The organism is Allobosea sp. P4_E12 (genome assembly GCF_056401655.1).
On the sequence record NZ_JBFUIY010000013.1, the window covers coordinates 180,837 to 200,357 of the forward strand.

Below are 19,521 nucleotides of genomic sequence, written 5' to 3' on the forward strand. Positions count from 1 at the left end.
CTGACATGGCACAGTTCTTCATTCGGCGGCCGATCCTCGCCTGGGTCTTCGCGCTGTTCATCTGCATCGCCGGCGCGCTGGCCCTGCCCTTCCTGCCGATAGCGCAGTACCCCAAGGTCGCGCCGCCGCAGCTGACGATCTCGACCGCCTACCCCGGCGCCTCGCCCCAGGAGATCTACCAGGGCGTGACCCGCCTGATCGAGGAGGAGCTGAACGGCGTCGCCGGTCTGATCTATTTCGAGTCGACCTCGGATACCTCCGGTTCGGTCTCGATCAACGCGACCTTCCAGCCCGGCACCGATATCGATCAGGCTTCGGTCAAGGTCCAGAACGCGATCAAGCGGGTCGAGTCCCGGCTTCCGCGGGCGGTCACCACGCAGGGCGTCTCCGTCGAGGAGGCATCCGCGGGCTTCCTGATGATCGTCTCGCTGACCTCGCTGGACGGACAAATGGACGAGGTCGCGCTCGGCGACTACCTCAACCGCAATGTGCTCGGCGAGCTTCGGCGCATCGAGGGTGTCGGCCGGGCGCAGCTCTTCGCAGCCCAGCGCGCCATGCGCGTCTGGATCGACCCGGTGAAGATGGTCGGCCTGAAGCTGACCGCCGACGACATCACGGCCGCGATCAGCGCGCAGAACGCCCAGGTGGCGGCCGGCCAGATCGGCGCCGCGCCGAACCCGGTCGGTCAGGACCTGACCGCGACGGTGCTCGTCAAGGGTCAGCTCGCAAACACGGCCGAGTTCGGCGAGATCGTACTGCGCGCCAATGCCGACGGCAGCACCGTTCGGCTGCGCGACGTCGCGCGCATCGAGCTCGGCGCGGAGAACTACAATTTCAGCAGCCGTCTCAACGGCAAGCCGAGCGCGGCGGTCGGCATCCAGCTCTCGTCCACCGGCAACGCGGTCGCGACCTCGCAGGCGATCCGCGACAAGCTCGCCGAGCTTTCGCGGTTCTTCCCCAAGGGCGTCGAGCAGTCGATTCCCTACGATACCAGTCCCTTCGTCTCGGCCTCGATCAAGAAGGTGCTCTTCACGCTGCTGGAAGCAGTCGGGCTCGTCTTCATCGTGATGCTGATCTTCCTTCAGAACATCCGCTACACCGTGATCCCGACACTGGTCGTGCCGGTCGCGCTGCTGGGCACCTGCGCGGTCATGTTCGCGACCGGGTTCTCGATCAACGTGCTGACGATGTTTGCGATGGTGCTCGCCATCGGCATCCTCGTCGACGACGCCATCGTCGTCGTCGAGAATGTCGAGCGCATCATGGCCGAGGAAGGCCTGTCCCCGCGCGCGGCGACGCAGAAGGCCATGGGCCAGATCACCGGCGCGATCCTCGGCATCACGCTCGTGCTCGCCAGCGTCTTCATCCCGATGGCCTTCTTCCCCGGATCGACCGGCATCATCTACCGCCAGTTCAGCCTGACCATGGTCGTCTCGATCCTGTTCTCGGCCTTCCTCGCCTTGTCGCTGACGCCGGCTTTGTGCGCGACGTTCCTGAAGCCGATCGCCAAGGGACATCACGAGAAGAAGGGGCTCGGCGGCTGGTTCAACCGCAGCTTCGACCGGGTGACCGCGGGATATTCCCGCAGCGTCGTTAGCCTGGCGAAGCGGGCCGGTCGGGTCATGGTGGTCTATCTCGCGCTGGTCGTCGGGCTCGGCTACCTGTTCGTCAAGCTGCCGAGCGCCTTCGTGCCGAACGAGGACCAGGGCTATGTCATCGTCGATATCCAGGGCCCGCCGGAAGCCAGCGCCAACCGCACGCTCGCCTCGATCAAGCAGATCGAAGGCATCTTCCAGGCCGACCCCGCCGTCGCAAATGTCGTGGCGATCCAGGGCTTCAGCTTCTCCGGCAACGGGGCGAACGCCGCGCTTGCCTTCGTGACGCTGAAGGACTGGAGCGAGCGTGGCGCCGACAGCACGGCCCAGGCCGTGGCGGACCGCGCCAATGCCCAGCTGTTTGGCCTGAAGGACGCGACGACCTTTGCCCTGTCGCCGCCGCCGATCGAGGGTTTTGGCACGACGAACGGCTTGGCCTTCCGCCTCCAGGACCGCGCCGGCGCCGGCCAGAGGGCGCTCGCCACGGCGGCCGCGGATCTGCTGGCCCGCGCCGCCAAAAGCAACGTGGTCACGGGCCTGCGGATCGAGGGCATGCCGGATGCCGCGCAGCTTCTGCTCGTCATCGACCGCGAGAAGGCCAACACGTTCGGCGTCACCTTCACCGACATCAACACCACGATCACCGCCAATCTCGGCTCGTCCTATGTCAATGACCACCCCAACGCCGGACGCATGCAGCGGGTGATCGTCCAGGGGCGCGACCGCGACCGTCTCCAGGCTGAGGACCTGCTCAAGCTCAACGTTCGCAACGCGCAAGGCGGGATGGTTCCGCTGTCGTCCTTCGCGATCGCGCAGTGGCAGAAGGGCGCTCCGCAGATCGTGGGCTATAATGGCTATCCCACCGTCCGGATCACCGGCGAGCCGGCTCCCGGCCAGTCCTCGGGCGCGGCCATCGCCGAGATGGAGCGGCTCGTTGCCGAAGTGCCGGGCGGGTTCGGGTTCGAATGGACCGGGCAATCGCTGGAGGAGATCAAGTCCGGCTCGCAAGCGCCCATGCTGTTTGCGCTCAGCATCCTCTTCGTGTTCCTGCTGCTCGCCGGTCTCTACGAAAGCTGGTCGATCCCGCTCTCGGTGATGCTGGTCGTGCCGCTGGGCATCATTGGTTGCGTGCTCGCCGTCATGCTGAGGGGGATGCCCAACGACATCTACTTCAAGGTCGGGCTGATCGCGATCATCGGCCTCTCCGCCAAGAACGCGATCCTGATCGTCGAGTTCGCCAAGGACTACTATGCCGAGGGCCGGTCGCTGCTGGATTCGGCGGCGGATGCGGCGAAAGTGCGCTTCAGGCCGATCATCATGACCTCGCTTGCCTTCGCCCTCGGTGTCGTGCCGCTGGCGATCGCGACCGGCCCGAGCGCCGCCAGCCAGAACGCGCTCGGCACCGGCGTGCTGGGCGGCATGATCTCGGCGACCGTGCTCGCGATATTCTTCGTACCGGTCTTCTTCGTGTTCGTGCTCAGGCTGCTCAGGACCAGGCGGCCGGGCGACCAGCAGGAGGACGGCGACGCAGAGGCTCCCGCAACAGAGACGCCGGCCCGGTCCCAGGAGCCAGCCGGCGGGGCCGCGGTCACACCGGCACGTTCCTCTGCCTGACCTCCGAGCGAGGTCGCGCCCGGCTTCGGAGAGCCACGCCTGACGCCCGGGGACTGCAATGAGGACGAGGCGGTTTCGTTCGCCGCCTCGTCCTCGATCGTCAACCTCGGATGAATGCGAGGATGTCCTTGTTGACAATATCGGCGTGGGTGGTCGCCATGCCGTGCGGCAACTTGTTGTAGATATTCAACGTCGCCCGCTTCAGCAGCTTGGCCGAAAGCGGTGCGCTGGCGCCGATCGGGACGACCTGATCGTCATCGCCATGCATGACAAGAGCCGGCGCCTCGATCACCTTGAGGTCCTCGGTGAAATCGGTTTCGGAAAAGGCCTTGATGCCGTCATGCTGCGCCTTGGCAGCGCCCATCATGCCCTGGCGCCACCAGTTCTGGACGAGGCTGGGATCCGCCTCGACCCCGGCCCGATTGAAGCCGTAGAACGGACCCGCCGCGAGATCGGTGTAGAACGCGCTGCGATTGGCGGCGAGGCTCCGCCGAAAGCCGTCGAAGACCTCGAGCGGCAGGCCGCCGGGATTGCGGTCCGTCTTGACCATGATCGGCGGGACCGCGCCGATGAGGACGAGCTTTGCGGTGCGGCTCCGGCCATGGCGCGCGACATAGCGCGTCGCCTCGCCCCCACCCGTGGAGTGGCCGATATGAACGGCGTTGCGCAGGTCGAGATGCTCGATGACGGCCGCGGCGTCGGCGGCGTAATGGTCCATGTCATGGCCCTCGCTGACCTGGCTGGAGCGGCCATGTCCACGCCGGTCGTGAGCGACGACCCGGAAGCCCTGCGCCAGGAAGAAGAGCATCTGGGCGTCCCAGTCGTCCGAACTGAGCGGCCAGCCATGGTGAAAGACAAGCGGCTGGGCCGATTTCGGGCCCCAGTCCTTGTAGAAGATCTCGACGCCATCCTTGGTCGTCACGTAGTTCATGCGTTGGCTCCTTCTGCTGTTGTGAGGGCGCGCGATGGCGGGTTGTGCGAAAGCAGGGAACGGAAGCGCTCCGGCCGCCGCCATGCCGGCCGTGCCGCGCAGGAGATCCCGCCGAGTGAGGTCGGGCGGGCAGGAAAAGGCTTTGTTCGGCATCGACGCCTCCAAGGCTAAAATATTCAGCGACGGCCTGAAGACTTCAGGAAGACGAATTCATCGCAGATGCCCCGAACCGTCGACCTCGAAACCGCAGAATCACTCACGCAACAAGCGGTTTTCGAGGCAATTCGATCCTGAAATTATTGTCGTTCTCGATCAATACGCCCCAGGTCGATCCACTCTATACAGAGGTATAGGATATAATACCTTTCGCGTGATTTGATTTCAGCGCAGACCGGCCCAACTTCGGATCATCCAAACGGAGGTCCACATGGGAAAACTGTCGAGCAAGATCGCCGTGATCACCGGCGGCAATAGCGGCATCGGCTTCGCGACGGCGCGCCTCTTCGCAGCCGAAGGCGCGAAGGTCGTGATCGTCGGACGGCGCGAAACCGCAGTCAACGAAGCGGTCACGGCACTGGGGCGTCAGGTCATCGGCCTTGCCGGTGACATTGCCGATGTCGTCACGCATGAGCGTGTCGTCGCGCTGGTCGCGGAGCGGTTCGGAAAGGCCGATATCTATGTGGCGAATGCGGGCGGCATCCGCATTCAGCCCAGCTCCGCCGTGACGATGGCTGACTATGACGCGCAATTCCTCACCAACGCGCGCGGCACCTTCTTCGGTGTGCAGACGATGGCCCCCTTGCTGCGTGATGGCGGCGCGATCCTGCTGACGAGCTCGGTCGCGAGCCGCAAGGTGCTGGAGGGCCACGCGGTTTACGCTGGCAGCAAGGCCGCGATCGAGGCGTTCGCCCGCAACTGGGCGCTGGAGTTCAAGGATCGGCGCATCCGCGTGAATGTGCTCAGCCCCGGCCCGACCGACACACCGATCCTCGCAAAGCTCGGCGTCGCTCCCCAAGCGCAGCCGCAGGTCGAAGCGCAGGCCGCACGGATGATCCCATTCGGCCGGATGGGCAAGGCCGAAGAACTCGCGCAGGCAGCCCTCTTTCTCTGCTCCGCCGAGGGCGCATTCGTCACGGGCGTCAACCTCGCCGTCGATGGCGGCATCTCGCTGACCTGATCGCCGCAGAGGCCCTACGCCCTCCCCCGCGCCGAAAATCCCGATGATCGCGGCGCGGCGGCGGGATTGCCGCGCCCTCGCCTTCGTCAAGGCTGGAGCATCCCCGCCATTCCCCCCGGGAGCGGCGCTCCAACTCCGCGTCACCTAGGCCGCCTGCGCCTCGCGCAGTCCGACGGGCAAGGCCTCCCAGGCCCGGATCAGTTCGCCGATGGAGGCGACCTCCATCTTCCGCATCAGGTTGCCCCTGTGCAGCTTGACCGTTACCTCGCTGATGCCGAGGTCGAAGGCGATCTGCTTGTTGAGACGGCCGCGCGCGACCTCCTGAATGATCTCGCGCTCCCGCGGCGTCAGGGTCCGCAGGCGCTCGGCATGGCCCTTGACCCTCGCCGCTTCCGCCCGTCGCGCCGCATCCAGCGCAATCGCGGCGCTGACGGCGTCCAGTAGCGTCTGGTCGCGGACCGGCTTCGTCAGGAAGTCGACCGCGCCGGCCTTCATGGCCTGAACGGTCATGGGGATGTCGCCATGCGCGGTCAGGAAGATGATCGGCTTGGGATGTCCATTCGCTGTCAGCTGGCGCTGGAGGTCGAGCCCGCTGGAGCCGGGCATGCGCACGTCGAGGATCAGGCACCCCGGCTTGTCGAGTGCGCCGGTCTCCAGCAAGGCCTGTGTCGATCCAAACGACACCGCCTGGAAGCCGGCCGACAGCATCAGCTCGGACAACGCTTCTCGCACCGAAGCGTCGTCATCGACGATGATGACGAGGGGCTGCTCCGCCTCGGCCTGGCGCTGGGCCGAGCGCGGCACGGAATTTCGGGCAAGCGAGCGGTCAACGATCATGTCCACCTTCCACCTCTCTATTGACGCAAGGCTCTGGCGATCGCCGTGAGCAGGGCCTGGCCGTCGAAGGGCTTGCAGAAGAAGCTCTCCACGGCGCGCGCCCTGATCTGCCCGGCAATCTCGTGGCGCCCGGTGATGAGAAAGACCGGCAGGTTCGGGCGTTCCCGGTTTACGAGGTCACGCAGCTCGAAGCCGTCCATCCCCGGCATTCCGATATCCGTGATGAGGAGATCCAACCCGGAGAGGCCCGCCCCGATCAGCCCTGCCGCGGAGGGGAAGCTGCGAACCGCATAGCCGGCCGACTCGAGCAGGTCTTCGAGCGACTCGAGCAATCTCGGATCGTCATCGACCACGGCCACGACATGTCTCTGCTTGCTCACGCTCAGGCTCCTCCCATCCGGCGCGAATGCTGGATCGGGATTTCCAACCGCTCCGCAATTCGCACCAGGTCGGCGAGCGATGACACCGACATTTTCTGCATGACGTTCCTTCTGTGGATTTGAAGGGTGACTTCGCTGATGCCGAGCGCGGCCGCCGCCTGCTTGTTGAGGAGCCCGCTCACCACGAGCGGAAGGACTTCGCGCTCCCGAGGGGAGAGCTCGCGATAGCGCTGCCTCAGGAGTGCGAGTTCGCCGCGCTTCGCCCTGGTTTCCAGATCCTGCGCGATCGCCGCGCGGATCGCGCTCATGAGCGCCACATCGCTGAAGGGCTTGGTCAGGAAATCGACGGCGCCATGCTTGATGGCGGCGACCGAGGACGGAATGTCGCCATGCCCCGTGATGAACACGATCGGCGGATGATTACCCTGTGCGATCTGCCTTTGCAGCGCGAGCCCGTTGATATCGGGAAGCTCGACGTCGAGGATCAGGCAGGCCGGGAGATCAGGCTTGTCCGCGCCGATATAGTCGCCAGCCGTCTCGAACGGGATGGACCGGACGCCGTTTGCCGCCAGCAGCTCGCCCAGCGCCTCCCGGAGAGCGGCGTCGTCGTCGACAATGAACACGATCATATCGTCAGCGGTCATGATCCGCCTTCGTTTCAACGGGCAGGGTGAAGATGAACGTCGCCCCGCCGGGCTGATTGTTCTCGGCCCAGAGACGTCCGCCATGGGTTTCGATGATTGTTCTAGAGATGGCCAAGCCCATGCCCATTCCATTGGGTTTCGTTGAGAAGAACGGCTCGAACACCTTTTCGGGCGCACCGATACCCTCGCCCGTGTCCCGGACTTCGGTACGGATGAGATCGTCGGCGCGCAGGCAGCGGATGCGAAGCACCCCGCGCTGCGCAGGCTCCATCGCCTCCAGGCCGTTGCGGATCAGGTTGACGAGAACCTGCTGGATCTGGACCCGGTCCAGGTCCAGCGGCGGAAGCCCGGCCTCGACGTCGATCTCGATGCGGATGCGGCGCCGGGCCGCCTCTTCCGTCATCAAGCCCCGGGCCTCTTCGAGAATGGTGCCGAGCTGGCAGGGGTTTCGCGCCTCGCCCGTCTGCCTGAACAGGGCGCGGACCCGACCGACGACGTCGGACGCGGAATTCGCATCGCGGATGATGCGCTCGACGGTCTTCTGCGCCCGCTCCAGATTGGGCGGGTCCGAGGTGAGCCAGCGCTGGCAGGCATGGGAATTGGCGACCACGGCGGCGAGCGGCTGGTTGACCTCATGGGCAATCGAGGCGGAGAGCTCCGCAAGGCTTGCGGCCTGGGCTGCGCGCGCCAGGCGTTCCTGCGTCAATGTCAGCGCTTCCTGTGCGCGCACCTGATCTTCGATCTCGAAGCAGATGCCGTTCCACTGGACGATCTCCCCCTCGACATTTCGCATCGCCGCGGTTCGCGTCTCGACCCAGCGATACGCGCCATCCGCCCGGCGGAGGCGGTGTTTCATCGCATAGGAGGAGCCCGTCGCCAGCGAGAACCCATATTTCTCTTTGACGTCGGGGAGGTCGTCGGGATGGATGATCGTCTCCAGGGTACCGGCCAGTCGTGTCTTGCCCTCCTCATCCTTGTCCCCGAGCCCGAAGCCGAGAAATTCGCGCAGCTTCTCGCTTCGATAGATCGGCTCGCCGTTCGGTGCGGCGCAGTAGATGAGGGCCGGCAGCGTCTCGACCAGCTGACGCAGCGAACGTTCGCTCTCCCTGAGCGCCTCCTCCACCCGAAGCTGATCGTCGATGTCGTGGGACAGGCCGTGCCACTGGATGATGCTGCCGCCTTCATCGCGCAGCGGCTCCGCGCGTCCGTCCATCCAGCGATAGACACCATCATGGCGGCGCAGGCGGTAGCGCATCGAGAAAGGTCGGCCGCAGAGCAGGCATTGCTTCAGTTCGGCCCATAGACGCTCGGCGTCGTCGGGATGGATGGCGGCCTTCAGGGCTGCCGCGTAAGGCTCCGTCTGGGGCTGTTCAAGACCGCCTTCGTCAAGACCCAGGAAATCGAGGAAGCGGCGGTTGAAGAAATTCGGCTCCCCGGCGGGCGTCAACCGCCAGAGGAAGCTCGGCACCAGATCGACCAGCCGCGTCAGTTCCTGCTTCCGGAGGTGCAGCTCCGTCTGCGTGGTGATCAGGTCATGGATATCGACGGATACGCCGTACCAGCGGACGATCTTGCCTGCGTCGTCACGCAGGGCTTCCGCACGCGTTTCAGTCCATCGATAGCTGCCGTCGGCTCGATGCTGAAGGTATTTGATATTGTAGGGCGTCCCCGTCGTGACGGATTTGATGAAGGTCTGTTCTGCCAGTTCCAGAAAATTGGGGTGGATCATCTTCCTCAACGAGAGAGCCCCATCCGGCGCCGTGACCGTCTCGAGCGTGGCGCCAGTCACCTCCATCATCCGCTTGTTGAGATAGGCGGGCCGGCCTTCCGCCGTCATGCTCCAGATCATGGCCGGGACCGTGTCGATCAACTGCGCGAGATGCTGCTCCCTCTCGCGCAGGGCGGCCTCGGTCTTCTTGTAGACGTCGATGTCGATCGAGGTGCCGAACCAGCCCGTGATGCGCCCCTCGCCATCCCGCGTCGGCCGCGCCGAGATGCGGTGCCAGACATAATGTCCGGTCGCGCGCAGCATCCGGTACTCGATGTTCCACGGCTCTCCCGTCTTCAGACAATGGCGCAGGGTCGAGGCGGCCCTGTCGACATCCTCGGGATGGACACCGCGCATCCAGCCGGCCTCGCCGCCATCGATGAATTCGCGCTCGCCGAGGCGGCGGTTGAGATCCTCCAGGGCCATGTCGATGGCGATCTGGGCGGCGGGAGTCACATAGGTGAACTTGCCCATCGCGTCGAAAGCCCAGGCCTTGCCGTGCAGGCTCTCGATCACCTTGGCTGCGCTGACCGCGTCCACAGTCTCGCCGAGGGATTGCGCGATGGTCCAGCGGTCGCCCGGCCTGGAGACCATGGCGTCGACATTCACGCTGACGCCATAGCCCGGCTCGGCACGGAGTTCAGTCCAGCGATAGCTGCCGTCCAACTGGCGCAGCCGATAGCTCGTCACCTGGGGCACGCCGGTCCAGAATGCGTAGGCCGCCGCCTGTGCGATCGCAGCCCTGTCTTCCGGGTGGACGGCGCTCTCGATCGATACGCCCGGAGCGGCTCCGATCCCGTCCGGACGGCCAGGCGCCTGCCGCAGTGCTGTCCCGATCCGAGCGCTGCGGCTGGTGGGCTCGGGGAAGACGAGCGCGCCGATGCAAGCGGCAACCAGGAGGAATGCCCCGAGCGACAGCGCGGCCTCCCGTATGGCGCCCGGGTATAGCAGGGCGGCGACGGTCGCACCGGCAAAGGCGGTGAGCAGCGCGGCCCAGAGCGCCACAAGCAGATAGCCGCGCGCATAGAGAAAGACTGCACCGAGCGGAGCCAGGAGGCCGAAAGGAGTTCCGGTCAGCCAGCATGCTAACAGACCCAGAGCCAGCGTCCCGACGATCAGGGCCGACGGCGTTCGATGAAGCGCTGCGATCATGGTCGGCTGCTCCCTCCGGAGACGGAATGCCTGGAAACCGTCACAGCTTCACTAGCACCAGTCCTCGAAGACACGGCTGGCAAACTCAGCGAAACCTAACGCTGGGACGGCTGCGCCGCACTTATGGAAATCCATGACTTGCACGTCGCCGTGCAAGCGGCCGGTCGCAGCGGGTAGCCGCCTCTCCTGCCGTTGCAACGCCACCGGGGCGTGCCGGTCCAGGCAGGGGTCCGGGACCGGGCGGGGATGAGCGCGCGCCAGCACCCGGCGCAGGATACCCGCCGCCGCTTTCCGCCTGGGCCCGTTGTGGCCTACGCGGGCATGGCCAGCGAAAGACCGCTTGCACCGCATTGGTCATAGATCAGGTCGATGATCTCGTTCCTGGCGGATATCCCCATGGCGAGGCTCGCGACACGGAACTGCAACTCCACCTCGATTGCAGCCGCATCGATGGCCTTCAGGACAACGGCCGGCGCCGGGTCCTTGACGATCCGGGTGCTGGTTTCGAGCACGGAGCGCATGACGTCCTCGACGACGCGTGGCCTTTGCCCCGCGGCAAAGCGCAGGCTCAAGGTGATGAGATGCGACTCGTCAGGGCGGCTCAAGCTGGTCAGGCTCTGTTTGGCGAGCACGCTGTTCGGCAGCACGACGACATTGTTCACCCCGGTCAGCAGGTTGGTAGAGCGCCAGTTGGTTTCGGTGACACGGCCCGCAGTGCCGTCGCTCAACTGGACCCAGTCGCCGATCGCATAGGCCTTGCCGAGCGTCAGGGCGATGCCGGAAAAGACATCCCCGAGCGTGTTCTGCAACGCCAGGCCCAGGATGACGGCGACGACACCCGAGGTTGTCGCCAGGGTGGCGATCGGCATGCCGAAGACGAAACCCATGACCGACAGCGCCACGCCGAGATAGATGACGGCAATGGCCATGTCCAAGATGAGGTGGGCTTCCCGCGGCTTGCGATTGAGCCTGACATAGATGTGGATGAAGCCGATGATCGTCCAAGCGAGATGGGTCCACCAGAGGATCAGCGCCGATTTGGCGAGCAACGCGGCAAAACCCTCGGTGTAGATGCGATCGGGCTGATGTGGAGCGATGCCTCCAATGCCGAGCATCAGGCTCATGCCGGTGAAGAACAGGATCTGGACGATCAGGCGACCGGTCGGTCGGTTGCAGCCCTGAACGTGCCACACGACGATGCCGGCAGCACCGAGCACGTTGATCAGGACAAGCGACAGGAAGTGGTCATCACCGAACATGGGGGATTCACCGATAGCGGTTGGTCATGTCGAAGGACGGCCAGGCACCGGATCGGGCGCCCGGATCGTGCAACCGGATCGGGAAACCGGATCGTCCACCTGGCCTGTCCCTCTATTTCTTGAGCGGGAATGTCAGCTCCTGCTGGGCGGTATCGACCACGAAGACCGCGAGGAGCTTTGCGGGTTGCGTCTTGCTGGCATTCTCGCTGACGCCGTGGCGGTCTCCCGGCAGCTCCGAAAAGCTTTCGCCGGCCCGATAGTCTTTGACGGGGCCATCATTGACCTGACTGCGGATCACCCCTTCGAGGACGGTCGCGTAGATGAAGGCGGAGGTCGGATGGGTGTGGCCCTCCGAAAAGCCGCCCGGAGCGTATTCCACGAGAACGCCCCTCATGCTCTTGCCGGGCACGTTCGGCAGGACGTGGTCATAGACCAACGTGACCTTTGCGCCCTTTCCGCCACCGGGCGTGTCATGCGCAAGGGCCGGCCCCGACAGGAGGGCCGTCAACACGACCGCAGACCCTAACAACTTGATCATATCCAGAGTCCTTTCATGGTTCAGGCACCGGGCCGTCTCAGATGAGGCCCATGCGCAGGTGGTTACTTTCGCGGCGCTGTCGCGAACCAGCGATCGAAGTCGATGCGGCCGAGGCGGGGCTCATCGTCGGAGACGAGTGAACCATCCTCCAATCTGGTCCCGAAATACTGGGCTTCCGGATCTGCAACGACGGCGCGGCTGTCTCCGATCGCCTTGAGGTAACGCGCGACGAAATCGCAAAGCCGCGCGCGCTCCGGGCCGGCGATTTCGATGATGCCATTGGCTGGGGCGGCCAGAGCGGCCTCCGCCACGAAATCGGCGACATCGTCGGACGCGATCGGCTGCAGATTGCCCGTCGACAGACGGGTCGTGTCGCCGACCGTGCCGGCCTGGGCGATGCCGCCGAGGAATTCCAGGAACTGCGTGGACCGCAGGATCGTGTAGGGAATGCCGGATTCCCTGACGATCTTTTCCTGCGCGACCTTGGCGCGGAGATAGCCGCTATCGGGCAGCCGGTCGGCGCCGACGATGGAAAGCGCGACATGGTGCTTCACGCCGGCTTGCCTTGCCGCAGCCATCAGGTTCCTGCCCGAAACCTGGAAGAATTCGAGCACGGCCTTGTCCTCGAAGGACGGTGAGTTCGCGAGGTCGATCACGACCTCGGTCGCCTTGAGGGCCTCCGCCAGACCTTCCCCGGTGATCGTATTGACGCCGGTATTGGGGGCGGCCGCAATGACCTCGTGCCCCTTCTTGCGCAGTCGCTCCGCGGTCTTCGATCCGATCAGTCCGGTGCCACCGATAATGACGATTTTCATGAGATGTCTCCTTTCGCGGCCGTCCATGCGGCACGCCGTTCGATAGGCCCTAAGTGCGAACGGCCTCATCGAGGCCGGGCTCGTCGGCCAAACCGGGCATGGGCTTGAAGGCTGCACACCCTGGTTCGGCCCCACCCCAAAAGGTGGTCAGTAGTCCCAGAAGACCGGGACGAAGCGGAAGGCATCCCCCTCGACCGCCACGCGGCCGACAGAGGGGAACGGCAGGTGAGTGGCCACCAGCTGCTCGCCGGTCGCGGCGAGCTCCGTCAAAAGGCGGACACGAACGCGGGCCGCCTCCTCGGGGTCGTGTTCGAAACCGTTGTGCCAGTCGGGGTGGTCGAACCCGACCGCGAAAACGGCATCTCCGGCGAATGTCAGGCGATCTGCGCCGGATGCCAGGCGGACGACGCTGTGCCCGGGCGTGTGGCCGCCGGTGCGATGGACGACTACGCCTGGCGCCACCTCGTGCTTCTCATCGAACGGCCGCAACTGCTCACGGTAATCTTCCGCGAACCGCTTGGCGGCCGACCGAAGCGCATCCGGGAAACCCGCCGGCATGTTGACGTGTGTGAAGTCGGGCGCCTCCCAAAACTTCACCTCGGCGGCCGCCACATGGATCCGCAGGTCCGGACGCAGCCGGTCCTTCACCCCGTCGACGAGGAGCCCGCCGATATGGTCCATGTGCATATGGGTCAGCACCACGTCGGTGACCGACGCGAGATCGATGCCGGCCGCCTCCAGTCGCCTGACCAGCTGCCCGGCCCGCGGCAGGTTCAGGTTCGGGTCCAGGCCCAGCCCGGCGTCGATGAGGATAGTCTGGCTGCCACTGCGGACCACGACCACGTTCAGCGACCAGTCGAAAGCGTCGGGCGGCAGGAACATGTCGTTCAGCCAGGCTGCCCGCGCGGCCGGCTCGGCGTTGTGTCCCAGCATCTTGGTGGGAAGCGGCAGCACCCCGTCGCTGACCACCAGCACGTCAATCTCGCCGATCCGTACGGCGTAGCGCGACGGCACCAACTCTTCGGGCCCCGGCTTGGCGGGGCGTGAGGCGATGTCCAGGCTCATGTCTGTCTCCTACTGACCACCGTTCCATTCACGGTATCGACGACGCTAGGTTGAGCTGTCCAAGCGGTCGATTGGGTCTGAGGATAGGGTGAACCATACCATGTTATAGGTCCGCACCAGCTGACGGGGTGTCGAATACTGGGCGAATTCTGCGACACGGCGGCGGACCATCGGTCGCGAATGGCGATCGCCGGAACGCAAGCCGGAGCGTTAGACGCGGCGTCGACCCCTGGCTTCCGGGAGCGCGCCGCCAACCTTGGCTCGGCCCGGGTGATGGAGAAGGCAGGGCTCAAGCGCGAAGCCCTTCTCCGACTTTGGACCGTTCATCCGAACATCAGCGACGAGCCACGGGACTGTTTCAGTTACGCCAGGATCAGATGAGCAGCGTCCTCAGGCAAAGCTTCGCGGCAGAATTCCGATCTGAAACCGTCGCTCACCCCTGCATCATGCGCTGCCGCCTCGGATCGGCAACACGGCGTCGGGCTTCACATCGGCCACCAACGCGTCAGTATCTCCCTGACGCCCGGCAAAAGGCAGGATCACCCACTCCAGACAACCCTGAAATAGCGCTAGGCTTCAGCCTCATGGACCTGCCCGATCTTCCGCCTGACTACGCCTTTCCGCGCCTGCCCCGGACCCAGGAGGCCAGCGACTTCGCCTTCGAGGCCAAGCGCGAAGCGATGGGGCCTCATATCCGTCGCCGCTGGCCCTGGGACGAGGCATTCCAACGGGGCCTTCACCAGCGCCGCGTCGAGGACAAGCCGTTCTTCCTGATCAGGCGCGCCGGCCAGTCGATCGGGACGCTATCCCTGATGGTGATGCCGGATCATGTCCGGTTCGGCGAATTCTATCTCCTGCCGGCCTTTCACGGACAGGGCTCGGGCACGGCCATTCTGCGTCATTGCCTTGCGCTCGCGGACGCGCTTGCCCTGCCCGTGCGGCTGGAACACCTCCACTGGAACCCGGTTCGCTCGCTCTATCTCAGGCATGGCTTTGCGGAGACAGGGCGTTCCGAGACCCATGGCTTCCTGGAGCGATCGGCTCCGCGCAGCCCTGCGTGAACCCGGGTTCGGCCGCACCAGTGGTGGATACTTTTGCGGCAGGCCGGACCGCGTCAGGCCACCGGATGATCAGCTCGAATGATCAGAAACGTTGGGCGCCGGACATGGTCAGCCAGCTTCGGCCATTGCTGCAATGAAGCAGGATCGGGCCCAGGTTCGAGGAGCCGATGGATGATCAAGCCAGCGTCGATCAGGGCATTTACGTAGCTGGCGACGGTACGATGTTCCCTTGGCGTGTCGGCACCGAGCCAGCGTACAAGCCGCGGTCCCTCATCAAGATAGCGATCCACCGGCCAATGCTGCCGGGTGCCGTCAGCCGCCTCGGCCCATTGCCGGGAGGCGCACGTCATAATCGGGTGCTCAACAGAGAAAATGAAGCTTCCTCCTTCTCTCAACCACCCTCTGACACGTATCGACAGTGTCACGAAGTCATGGATGTAGTGCAGAGCAAGTCCGCTAACGACGACATCAGCGCTGCGATCGGGAAGCTCGACATCCTCAATCCGGCTTATCACGTAATGCGCACGAGCGTCGCCACCGAGCTTGATCGCCTCTTGGATCATCTGCTCCGAAGCGTCGAAGGCCTTCACCGAACGCACGTCTTGTCCGAGAGCCAATCGTGCCAAGCCGCCGGTACCGCAACCCAGGTCAACGACATCCTTTCCTTGAAGCGGAGGCATCAGCGATAGGAGCGCGGGCTGCTCGATAACCTCATTGGGACGCCCTGGTCGGGATCGCAGTTTGCCATAGGCAACGCTGACCAGAGGATCATCGTAGAGCGCTCGATCGACCATGTTCAGTGCTGCTCCCGTTGTCGGAGCGCATGATGAAGGCGACGAGCCAGGCCCGCAACGGGCGATCCTGCCTCTTCGATTCCGGTTCGCAAGCTGACGTCTCATCAGGCGCCAGCCTGTGATTGCCCGCCCCTGGCAGATCGGGGATCAGGTCGAACCGCGTCGCCAGAATTCCGATCCGAAATCGTCGCTCCGCCCTGCGCCATGCGCTGCCGCCTCGGATCGGCAGCAGGGCATCAGGCTTCACATCGGCCACCGATGGGTAGGTATGGGTTTCCGCGACGCCCCAACCCGGTCAGCCTTGGTAAAGCCGGTCGGACCCGACGTCCTTCACAGGCGGAATCGGCTGGCCGGGATGCTCGACGCAGCAACCAGTTTCTGCGCGGCGATGAGCGCCTCCAGGCGATTATGGGCGTTCAGCTTGGCCATCAGCGTGGTCATGTGGCTCTTTACGGTCTTGTTGCTGAGCGAAAGCTCGCGCGCGATCTCGCTGTTCATCATCCCGCAAAGCAGGAGCCTGACGATCTGCTCCTCGCGGACGCTGAGCCTGTTGCAGGCCGGCTTCTGTCGTTCGAGCGCCTTGTCCTTCAAGGCGCAGATCAGCTTGGTCGCGAACGAGGGACTGACATAGACATCGTTCCGCTGCGCGCATTGAAGGGCCTGAATGAGGTCGTCTCCCGGGCCGCCTTTCAGGACATAGCCCTTCGCCCCGGCATCAAGGGCCCCGATCGCATCATCCGTGCTGGCCGACGCCGTGAACACGATGATCTTCGTCTTGGGGGAGATCCTGGATGCCTCCGCAATCGCCTTGAAAACATCCCCTGCCATGCCCAGATCGACGATCATATCATCGGGCTGATGGGTGCAGGTGATAGAGACGATATCGTCCGCAGCATTCCCGGTCGCGGCGAGCGCGAAACCGCCCCGTTGCTTCAGAAACGCAGCGATCCCCTCCATCAACATCGGGTGATCATCGACTATAGCGATCGATCGGTCCGCCATGACCATGCCCCCATAGATTTATTACCCCGAAGCAATATTGTCTATTACTGATGTGCAATTTCATTTTAATATCATAATATAGCGAATTTTACTTATAAATTCATCTCGCAAGATTACCATATATACCAAGATTCCAAGGAATACCTCCTCAAGCGTGAAAATGCTTTTGGTCAGAGTGTGGCTGAAGTTCTGATTGCCGGCGAACGCCGCTAGAATACAAACTGCGGCTTGATCAGAATGACTTCAGTACGCACGCGACACAGGCACCTGGCTATGAATTGCAGGCTAGCGAACGCGAAATGACGCATCGATGACGCCCAGTTAACAGAACTGTCATTTTCGCGAGGACCGAAGAGGAGGCTTTATTCTGCCCCAGAACTGCGCTTTCAAGCCGCGCAGTGCGGCCCTGAGGCAAGCGCATGGTTTTCGCAGGCGAACGACGAGACTAACCACTCCCAAAGTTCGTAAAGCGCGCGGTTCATTTTGTGCTACAGTGGCGTAGCATTTCGCAATGGGCCGCGGCAGCGTCTTCGCCAGCCTTCAGGAGTGCACAGGAGGGCTGCGCACAGTTGAAACTCCTGATCGTCGAAGATGACGTCCGCACCGCGGCGATCCTGCGCAAGGCCTTCATCGAGGAAGGCTTTGTCGCCGACATGGTCCATGACGGCCTGGACGCCGTCACGGAAGCCCCGGGTGGACGCTACGATATCGTCATCCTCGACGTGAACCTGCCCGGCATGGATGGCTGGCAGGTGCTGCAGGTATTGAAGCAGGCCGACCAGCGCATGCCGATCCTGATGCTGACGGCGCAGGATGCGATCGAAAAGCGCGTCAAGGGCCTGACTCTGGGCGCTGACGATTACCTGACAAAGCCATTCGCCTTCGCGGAACTCCTTGCACGCGTCCGGACAGTCTTGCGCCGGGCCAGTTCCCTTCCTGCCGAAATCCTGCAATTCGATGATCTGAAGGTCGATCCCCAGCGCCACAAGGTCACTCGCGGCGGCACGCCGATCCCGGTTTCGCCCAAGGAAATCCTGCTGCTCGAACTGCTCCTGCGCCATCGCGGCGATGTGCTGTCTCGAACCTTCATTGCCGACAAGGTCTGGGACATGATGTTCGACTGCGACAGCAATGTCGTGGACGTCAACATCCGCCGCCTGCGACAGAAGATCGACGACCCCTTTCCCCGCAAGCTGATCCACACCATCCGCGGGCGCGGCTATGTCATCCAGTAGCCTGCTGAGCCGCTGCGTGCCGGCATCGATCGCAGGCCGCCTGACGGCCTGGTTCTGCGCCTCGGCCTTCACTTTGGTCCTGGTGGCCGCCTTCGTCCTGTACGATGCCGTCCGCGCGACCGTGCAGTGGACGGAGGATCAGGTTCTCGAGCAGCACCTCATCGAAATACGGTCTCTCCTGCAGACGTCCAAGCCCGACACCGCCATGATCGCGCACGAGCTGAGCGAGGCAGCCGATGGGCCCCGCCAGGTTCTGATCCGTGTGTTGACGAATCTTCCGGACCTGGTGCTGACGACACCGGACATGGACAAGCGGCTACCGGCCACGCGCTTCCAGACGCCAGCCCCCGGTGCAACGCCCCATTATGAAACCATTACTGAAAACGGCTTCAGGTTTCGGGCGCACAGCGCGCTTGTGCCGCTGCAGGCGGAAGGCTGGCCAAAGGACACCGTCGTCCAGGTCGCCATGGATACGACACTCGATGACATGGCGATCGACCGCTTCAGGGACGTGCTCGTTACGGTGATCCTGCTGTCCGGCGCATTATGCGCCCTGGTGGGCTGGTTCATCATCCGGCGACAGCTCTCGCCGCTGCGGCGCGTGATCCACGCAACCGCGAGCATCGAGCGCGCGACGGCGAATGAGCGCCTCGTCACGGCCGGCCTGCCGACGGAGTTGGCCCATCTCGGCCTGGAATTCAACCATATGCTCGACCGGCTCGAGGGCGCCTATTCGCGTCTCCGGCAATATGCCGACAACGTCGCCCATGAACTGCGCAGCCCCATCAATCGCATGCTGCTGAATGTCGAGGTGGCGCTCTCGAAATCGCGCGACGAGGCCTCCTATCGCGACGTTCTGGAGAACACGCGAGACGACATGCAGACGATGGCGCAGATCGTCGACAATCTTCTCTTTCTGGCCAGGGCGGACAGCGACGAGGTCCAACTTCAGATGGAGCCCGTGCGCCTCGCCGAAGAAATCGCAAACGTGCACGAGTTCTATTCGGCGCTGGCCCAGGAGAAGGGCATCGAGCTCCAGATCAGAACCGATCCCGAGCTCGTGATCGTGGGCCACGCCATGCTGCTCAGGCGAGCCTTGAGCAATCTCTTGAGCAACGCCCTGTCGCATACGCCACCTGGCCAGTTCATCGACATCACAGCCCATCGCGACGGCGACAGCGTGGTCGTCGCTGTCGCCGATGGCGGCGACGGCATCGAGGCTGAGGACCTGCCCTACGTCTTCGATCGCTTCTTCCGCGGCGACCGCTCCCGATCGAGCTCCGAGCGACGGCTCGGCCTTGGACTGTCGATCACGAAAAGCATCGTGGCCATGCATCACGGCCTGATTGCGGTCGTCAGTACCAAAGGCGCCGGCACGCGTTTCAGCATGACGTTTCCGGCCTCGATGCGCGCGCATGGCTAGTGATCGCGGCGCTTGAGCGGAGACGTGTCCCGGTCGCCTCACCTCTCCTTGAAGATCCTGTTGGCGTGGTCTGCGAAGGGTTTCGTCAGGAACGAGAGCGCGGTGCGTTCCTCGGTGGTGATGAAGACCTCGACCGGCATTCCGGGCTGGAGCTTGCGGTCGCCGAGGGCGGCGACGAGATCGCCGTCGATCTGGATCTCGCCGGTGTAGAAATTGGCGCCGGTGGTGGGG

At 64.1% G+C, this 19,521-nt stretch carries 17 protein-coding genes and 1 pseudogene; 5 read left to right on the forward strand and 13 right to left on the reverse strand.

Features of this window, described 5'->3' with window-relative positions:
* Nucleotides 1-5 precede the first annotated feature (5 nt).
* A complete protein-coding gene (locus AC1DW9_RS18515; protein ID WP_476777184.1) occupies nt 6-3,209 on the forward strand; it encodes a multidrug efflux RND transporter permease subunit in 3,204 nt (1,067 codons plus the stop codon).
* Nucleotides 3,210-3,309: 100 nt separating this feature from the next.
* Here AC1DW9_RS18515 and AC1DW9_RS18520 read toward each other — a convergent pair whose 3' ends face one another.
* Complete coding sequence (locus AC1DW9_RS18520; RefSeq protein WP_476777185.1) at nt 3,310-4,140, reverse strand: alpha/beta fold hydrolase; 831 nt, start codon at nt 4,138-4,140, stop codon at nt 3,310-3,312.
* A gap of 427 nt (nt 4,141-4,567) precedes the next feature.
* Between AC1DW9_RS18520 and AC1DW9_RS18525 the strand changes: the two genes are divergently transcribed.
* A complete protein-coding gene (locus AC1DW9_RS18525; protein ID WP_476777186.1) occupies nt 4,568-5,317 on the forward strand; it encodes an SDR family NAD(P)-dependent oxidoreductase in 750 nt (249 codons plus the stop codon).
* A gap of 144 nt (nt 5,318-5,461) precedes the next feature.
* On the opposite strand, the gene AC1DW9_RS18530 is transcribed toward AC1DW9_RS18525, so the two are convergent.
* The 9 genes and pseudogenes from AC1DW9_RS18530 to AC1DW9_RS18570 all read right to left on the reverse strand — a co-directional run bounded on the left by AC1DW9_RS18530 (nt 5,462) and on the right by AC1DW9_RS18570 (nt 13,775).
* Complete coding sequence (locus tag AC1DW9_RS18530; protein WP_441506926.1) at nt 5,462-6,154, reverse strand: response regulator transcription factor; 693 nt, start codon at nt 6,152-6,154, stop codon at nt 5,462-5,464.
* A 17-nt stretch (nt 6,155-6,171) separates the two neighbouring features.
* A complete protein-coding gene (locus AC1DW9_RS18535; RefSeq protein WP_069881415.1) occupies nt 6,172-6,534 on the reverse strand; it encodes a response regulator in 363 nt (120 codons plus the stop codon).
* 2 nt (nt 6,535-6,536) lie between these two features.
* The gene (locus AC1DW9_RS18540; protein WP_476777188.1) at nt 6,537-7,178 is read right to left on the reverse strand and encodes a response regulator transcription factor; all 642 of its coding nucleotides are present in this window, start codon (nt 7,176-7,178) and stop codon (nt 6,537-6,539) included.
* The gene (locus AC1DW9_RS18545; protein WP_476855151.1) at nt 7,168-9,114 is read right to left on the reverse strand and encodes a PAS domain-containing protein; all 1,947 of its coding nucleotides are present in this window, start codon (nt 9,112-9,114) and stop codon (nt 7,168-7,170) included. Before AC1DW9_RS18545 ends, AC1DW9_RS18540 begins: the two co-directional genes overlap by 11 nt.
* Nucleotides 9,088-10,098: pseudogene (locus AC1DW9_RS18550) on the reverse strand (PAS domain-containing protein); the annotation flags it as partial. The pseudogene AC1DW9_RS18550 and the gene AC1DW9_RS18545, both read right to left, overlap by 27 nt.
* A 311-nt stretch (nt 10,099-10,409) precedes the next feature.
* Nucleotides 10,410-11,357, reverse strand: a complete 948-nt coding sequence (locus AC1DW9_RS18555; protein ID WP_476777190.1) for a mechanosensitive ion channel family protein — start codon at nt 11,355-11,357, stop codon at nt 10,410-10,412.
* A 112-nt stretch (nt 11,358-11,469) separates the two neighbouring features.
* Entirely contained in the window at nt 11,470-11,895 is a 426-nt protein-coding gene (locus AC1DW9_RS18560; protein ID WP_441506929.1) for a cupin domain-containing protein, read from the reverse strand.
* Nucleotides 11,896-11,957: 62 nt separating this feature from the next.
* Nucleotides 11,958-12,710, reverse strand: coding sequence for an SDR family oxidoreductase (locus AC1DW9_RS18565; protein ID WP_476777191.1), 753 nt, complete (start codon nt 12,708-12,710; stop codon nt 11,958-11,960).
* 147 nt (nt 12,711-12,857) lie between these two features.
* Complete coding sequence (locus AC1DW9_RS18570) at nt 12,858-13,775, reverse strand: MBL fold metallo-hydrolase (protein ID WP_441506931.1); 918 nt, start codon at nt 13,773-13,775, stop codon at nt 12,858-12,860.
* 584 nt (nt 13,776-14,359) lie between these two features.
* On the opposite strand from AC1DW9_RS18570, the gene AC1DW9_RS18575 reads away from it, so the two are divergent.
* Nucleotides 14,360-14,836, forward strand: coding sequence for a GNAT family N-acetyltransferase (locus AC1DW9_RS18575; protein ID WP_476777192.1), 477 nt, complete (start codon nt 14,360-14,362; stop codon nt 14,834-14,836).
* A 53-nt stretch (nt 14,837-14,889) separates the two neighbouring features.
* Here AC1DW9_RS18575 and AC1DW9_RS18580 read toward each other — a convergent pair whose 3' ends face one another.
* The gene (locus AC1DW9_RS18580; protein WP_476777193.1) at nt 14,890-15,630 is read right to left on the reverse strand and encodes a class I SAM-dependent methyltransferase; all 741 of its coding nucleotides are present in this window, start codon (nt 15,628-15,630) and stop codon (nt 14,890-14,892) included.
* A 330-nt stretch (nt 15,631-15,960) separates the two neighbouring features.
* Complete coding sequence (locus tag AC1DW9_RS18585; protein ID WP_441506934.1) at nt 15,961-16,638, reverse strand: LuxR C-terminal-related transcriptional regulator; 678 nt, start codon at nt 16,636-16,638, stop codon at nt 15,961-15,963.
* A gap of 563 nt (nt 16,639-17,201) precedes the next feature.
* Here AC1DW9_RS18585 and AC1DW9_RS18590 point away from each other — a divergent pair.
* Nucleotides 17,202-17,867, forward strand: a complete 666-nt coding sequence (locus AC1DW9_RS18590; RefSeq protein WP_476777194.1) for a heavy metal response regulator transcription factor — start codon at nt 17,202-17,204, stop codon at nt 17,865-17,867.
* 16 nt (nt 17,868-17,883) lie between these two features.
* Nucleotides 17,884-19,290, forward strand: coding sequence for a heavy metal sensor histidine kinase (locus AC1DW9_RS18595; RefSeq protein ID WP_476777195.1), 1,407 nt, complete (start codon nt 17,884-17,886; stop codon nt 19,288-19,290).
* A gap of 38 nt (nt 19,291-19,328) precedes the next feature.
* On the opposite strand, the gene AC1DW9_RS18600 is transcribed toward AC1DW9_RS18595, so the two are convergent.
* The coding region (locus AC1DW9_RS18600) for a beta-barrel domain-containing protein (RefSeq protein ID WP_476855149.1) at nt 19,329-19,521 on the reverse strand (193 nt) is incomplete at its 5' end.

Bases quoted from the DNA above. Each gene is read 5' to 3' on its own strand.
- AC1DW9_RS18515 (WP_476777184.1), top strand. From the start codon at position 6: ATGGCACAGTTCTTCATTCGGCGGCCGATCCTCGCCTGGGTCTTCGCG.
- AC1DW9_RS18520 (WP_476777185.1), bottom strand. From the start codon at position 4,140: ATGAACTACGTGACGACCAAGGATGGCGTCGAGATCTTCTACAAGGAC.
- AC1DW9_RS18525 (WP_476777186.1), top strand. From the start codon at position 4,568: ATGGGAAAACTGTCGAGCAAGATCGCCGTGATCACCGGCGGCAATAGC.
- AC1DW9_RS18530 (WP_441506926.1), bottom strand. From the start codon at position 6,154: ATGATCGTTGACCGCTCGCTTGCCCGAAATTCCGTGCCGCGCTCGGCC.
- AC1DW9_RS18540 (WP_476777188.1), bottom strand. From the start codon at position 7,178: ATGACCGCTGACGATATGATCGTGTTCATTGTCGACGACGACGCCGCT.
- AC1DW9_RS18555 (WP_476777190.1), bottom strand. From the start codon at position 11,357: ATGTTCGGTGATGACCACTTCCTGTCGCTTGTCCTGATCAACGTGCTC.
- AC1DW9_RS18560 (WP_441506929.1), bottom strand. From the start codon at position 11,895: ATGATCAAGTTGTTAGGGTCTGCGGTCGTGTTGACGGCCCTCCTGTCG.
- AC1DW9_RS18565 (WP_476777191.1), bottom strand. From the start codon at position 12,710: ATGAAAATCGTCATTATCGGTGGCACCGGACTGATCGGATCGAAGACC.
- AC1DW9_RS18570 (WP_441506931.1), bottom strand. From the start codon at position 13,775: ATGAGCCTGGACATCGCCTCACGCCCCGCCAAGCCGGGGCCCGAAGAG.
- AC1DW9_RS18575 (WP_476777192.1), top strand. From the start codon at position 14,360: ATGGACCTGCCCGATCTTCCGCCTGACTACGCCTTTCCGCGCCTGCCC.
- AC1DW9_RS18580 (WP_476777193.1), bottom strand. From the start codon at position 15,630: ATGGTCGATCGAGCGCTCTACGATGATCCTCTGGTCAGCGTTGCCTAT.
- AC1DW9_RS18585 (WP_441506934.1), bottom strand. From the start codon at position 16,638: ATGGTCATGGCGGACCGATCGATCGCTATAGTCGATGATCACCCGATG.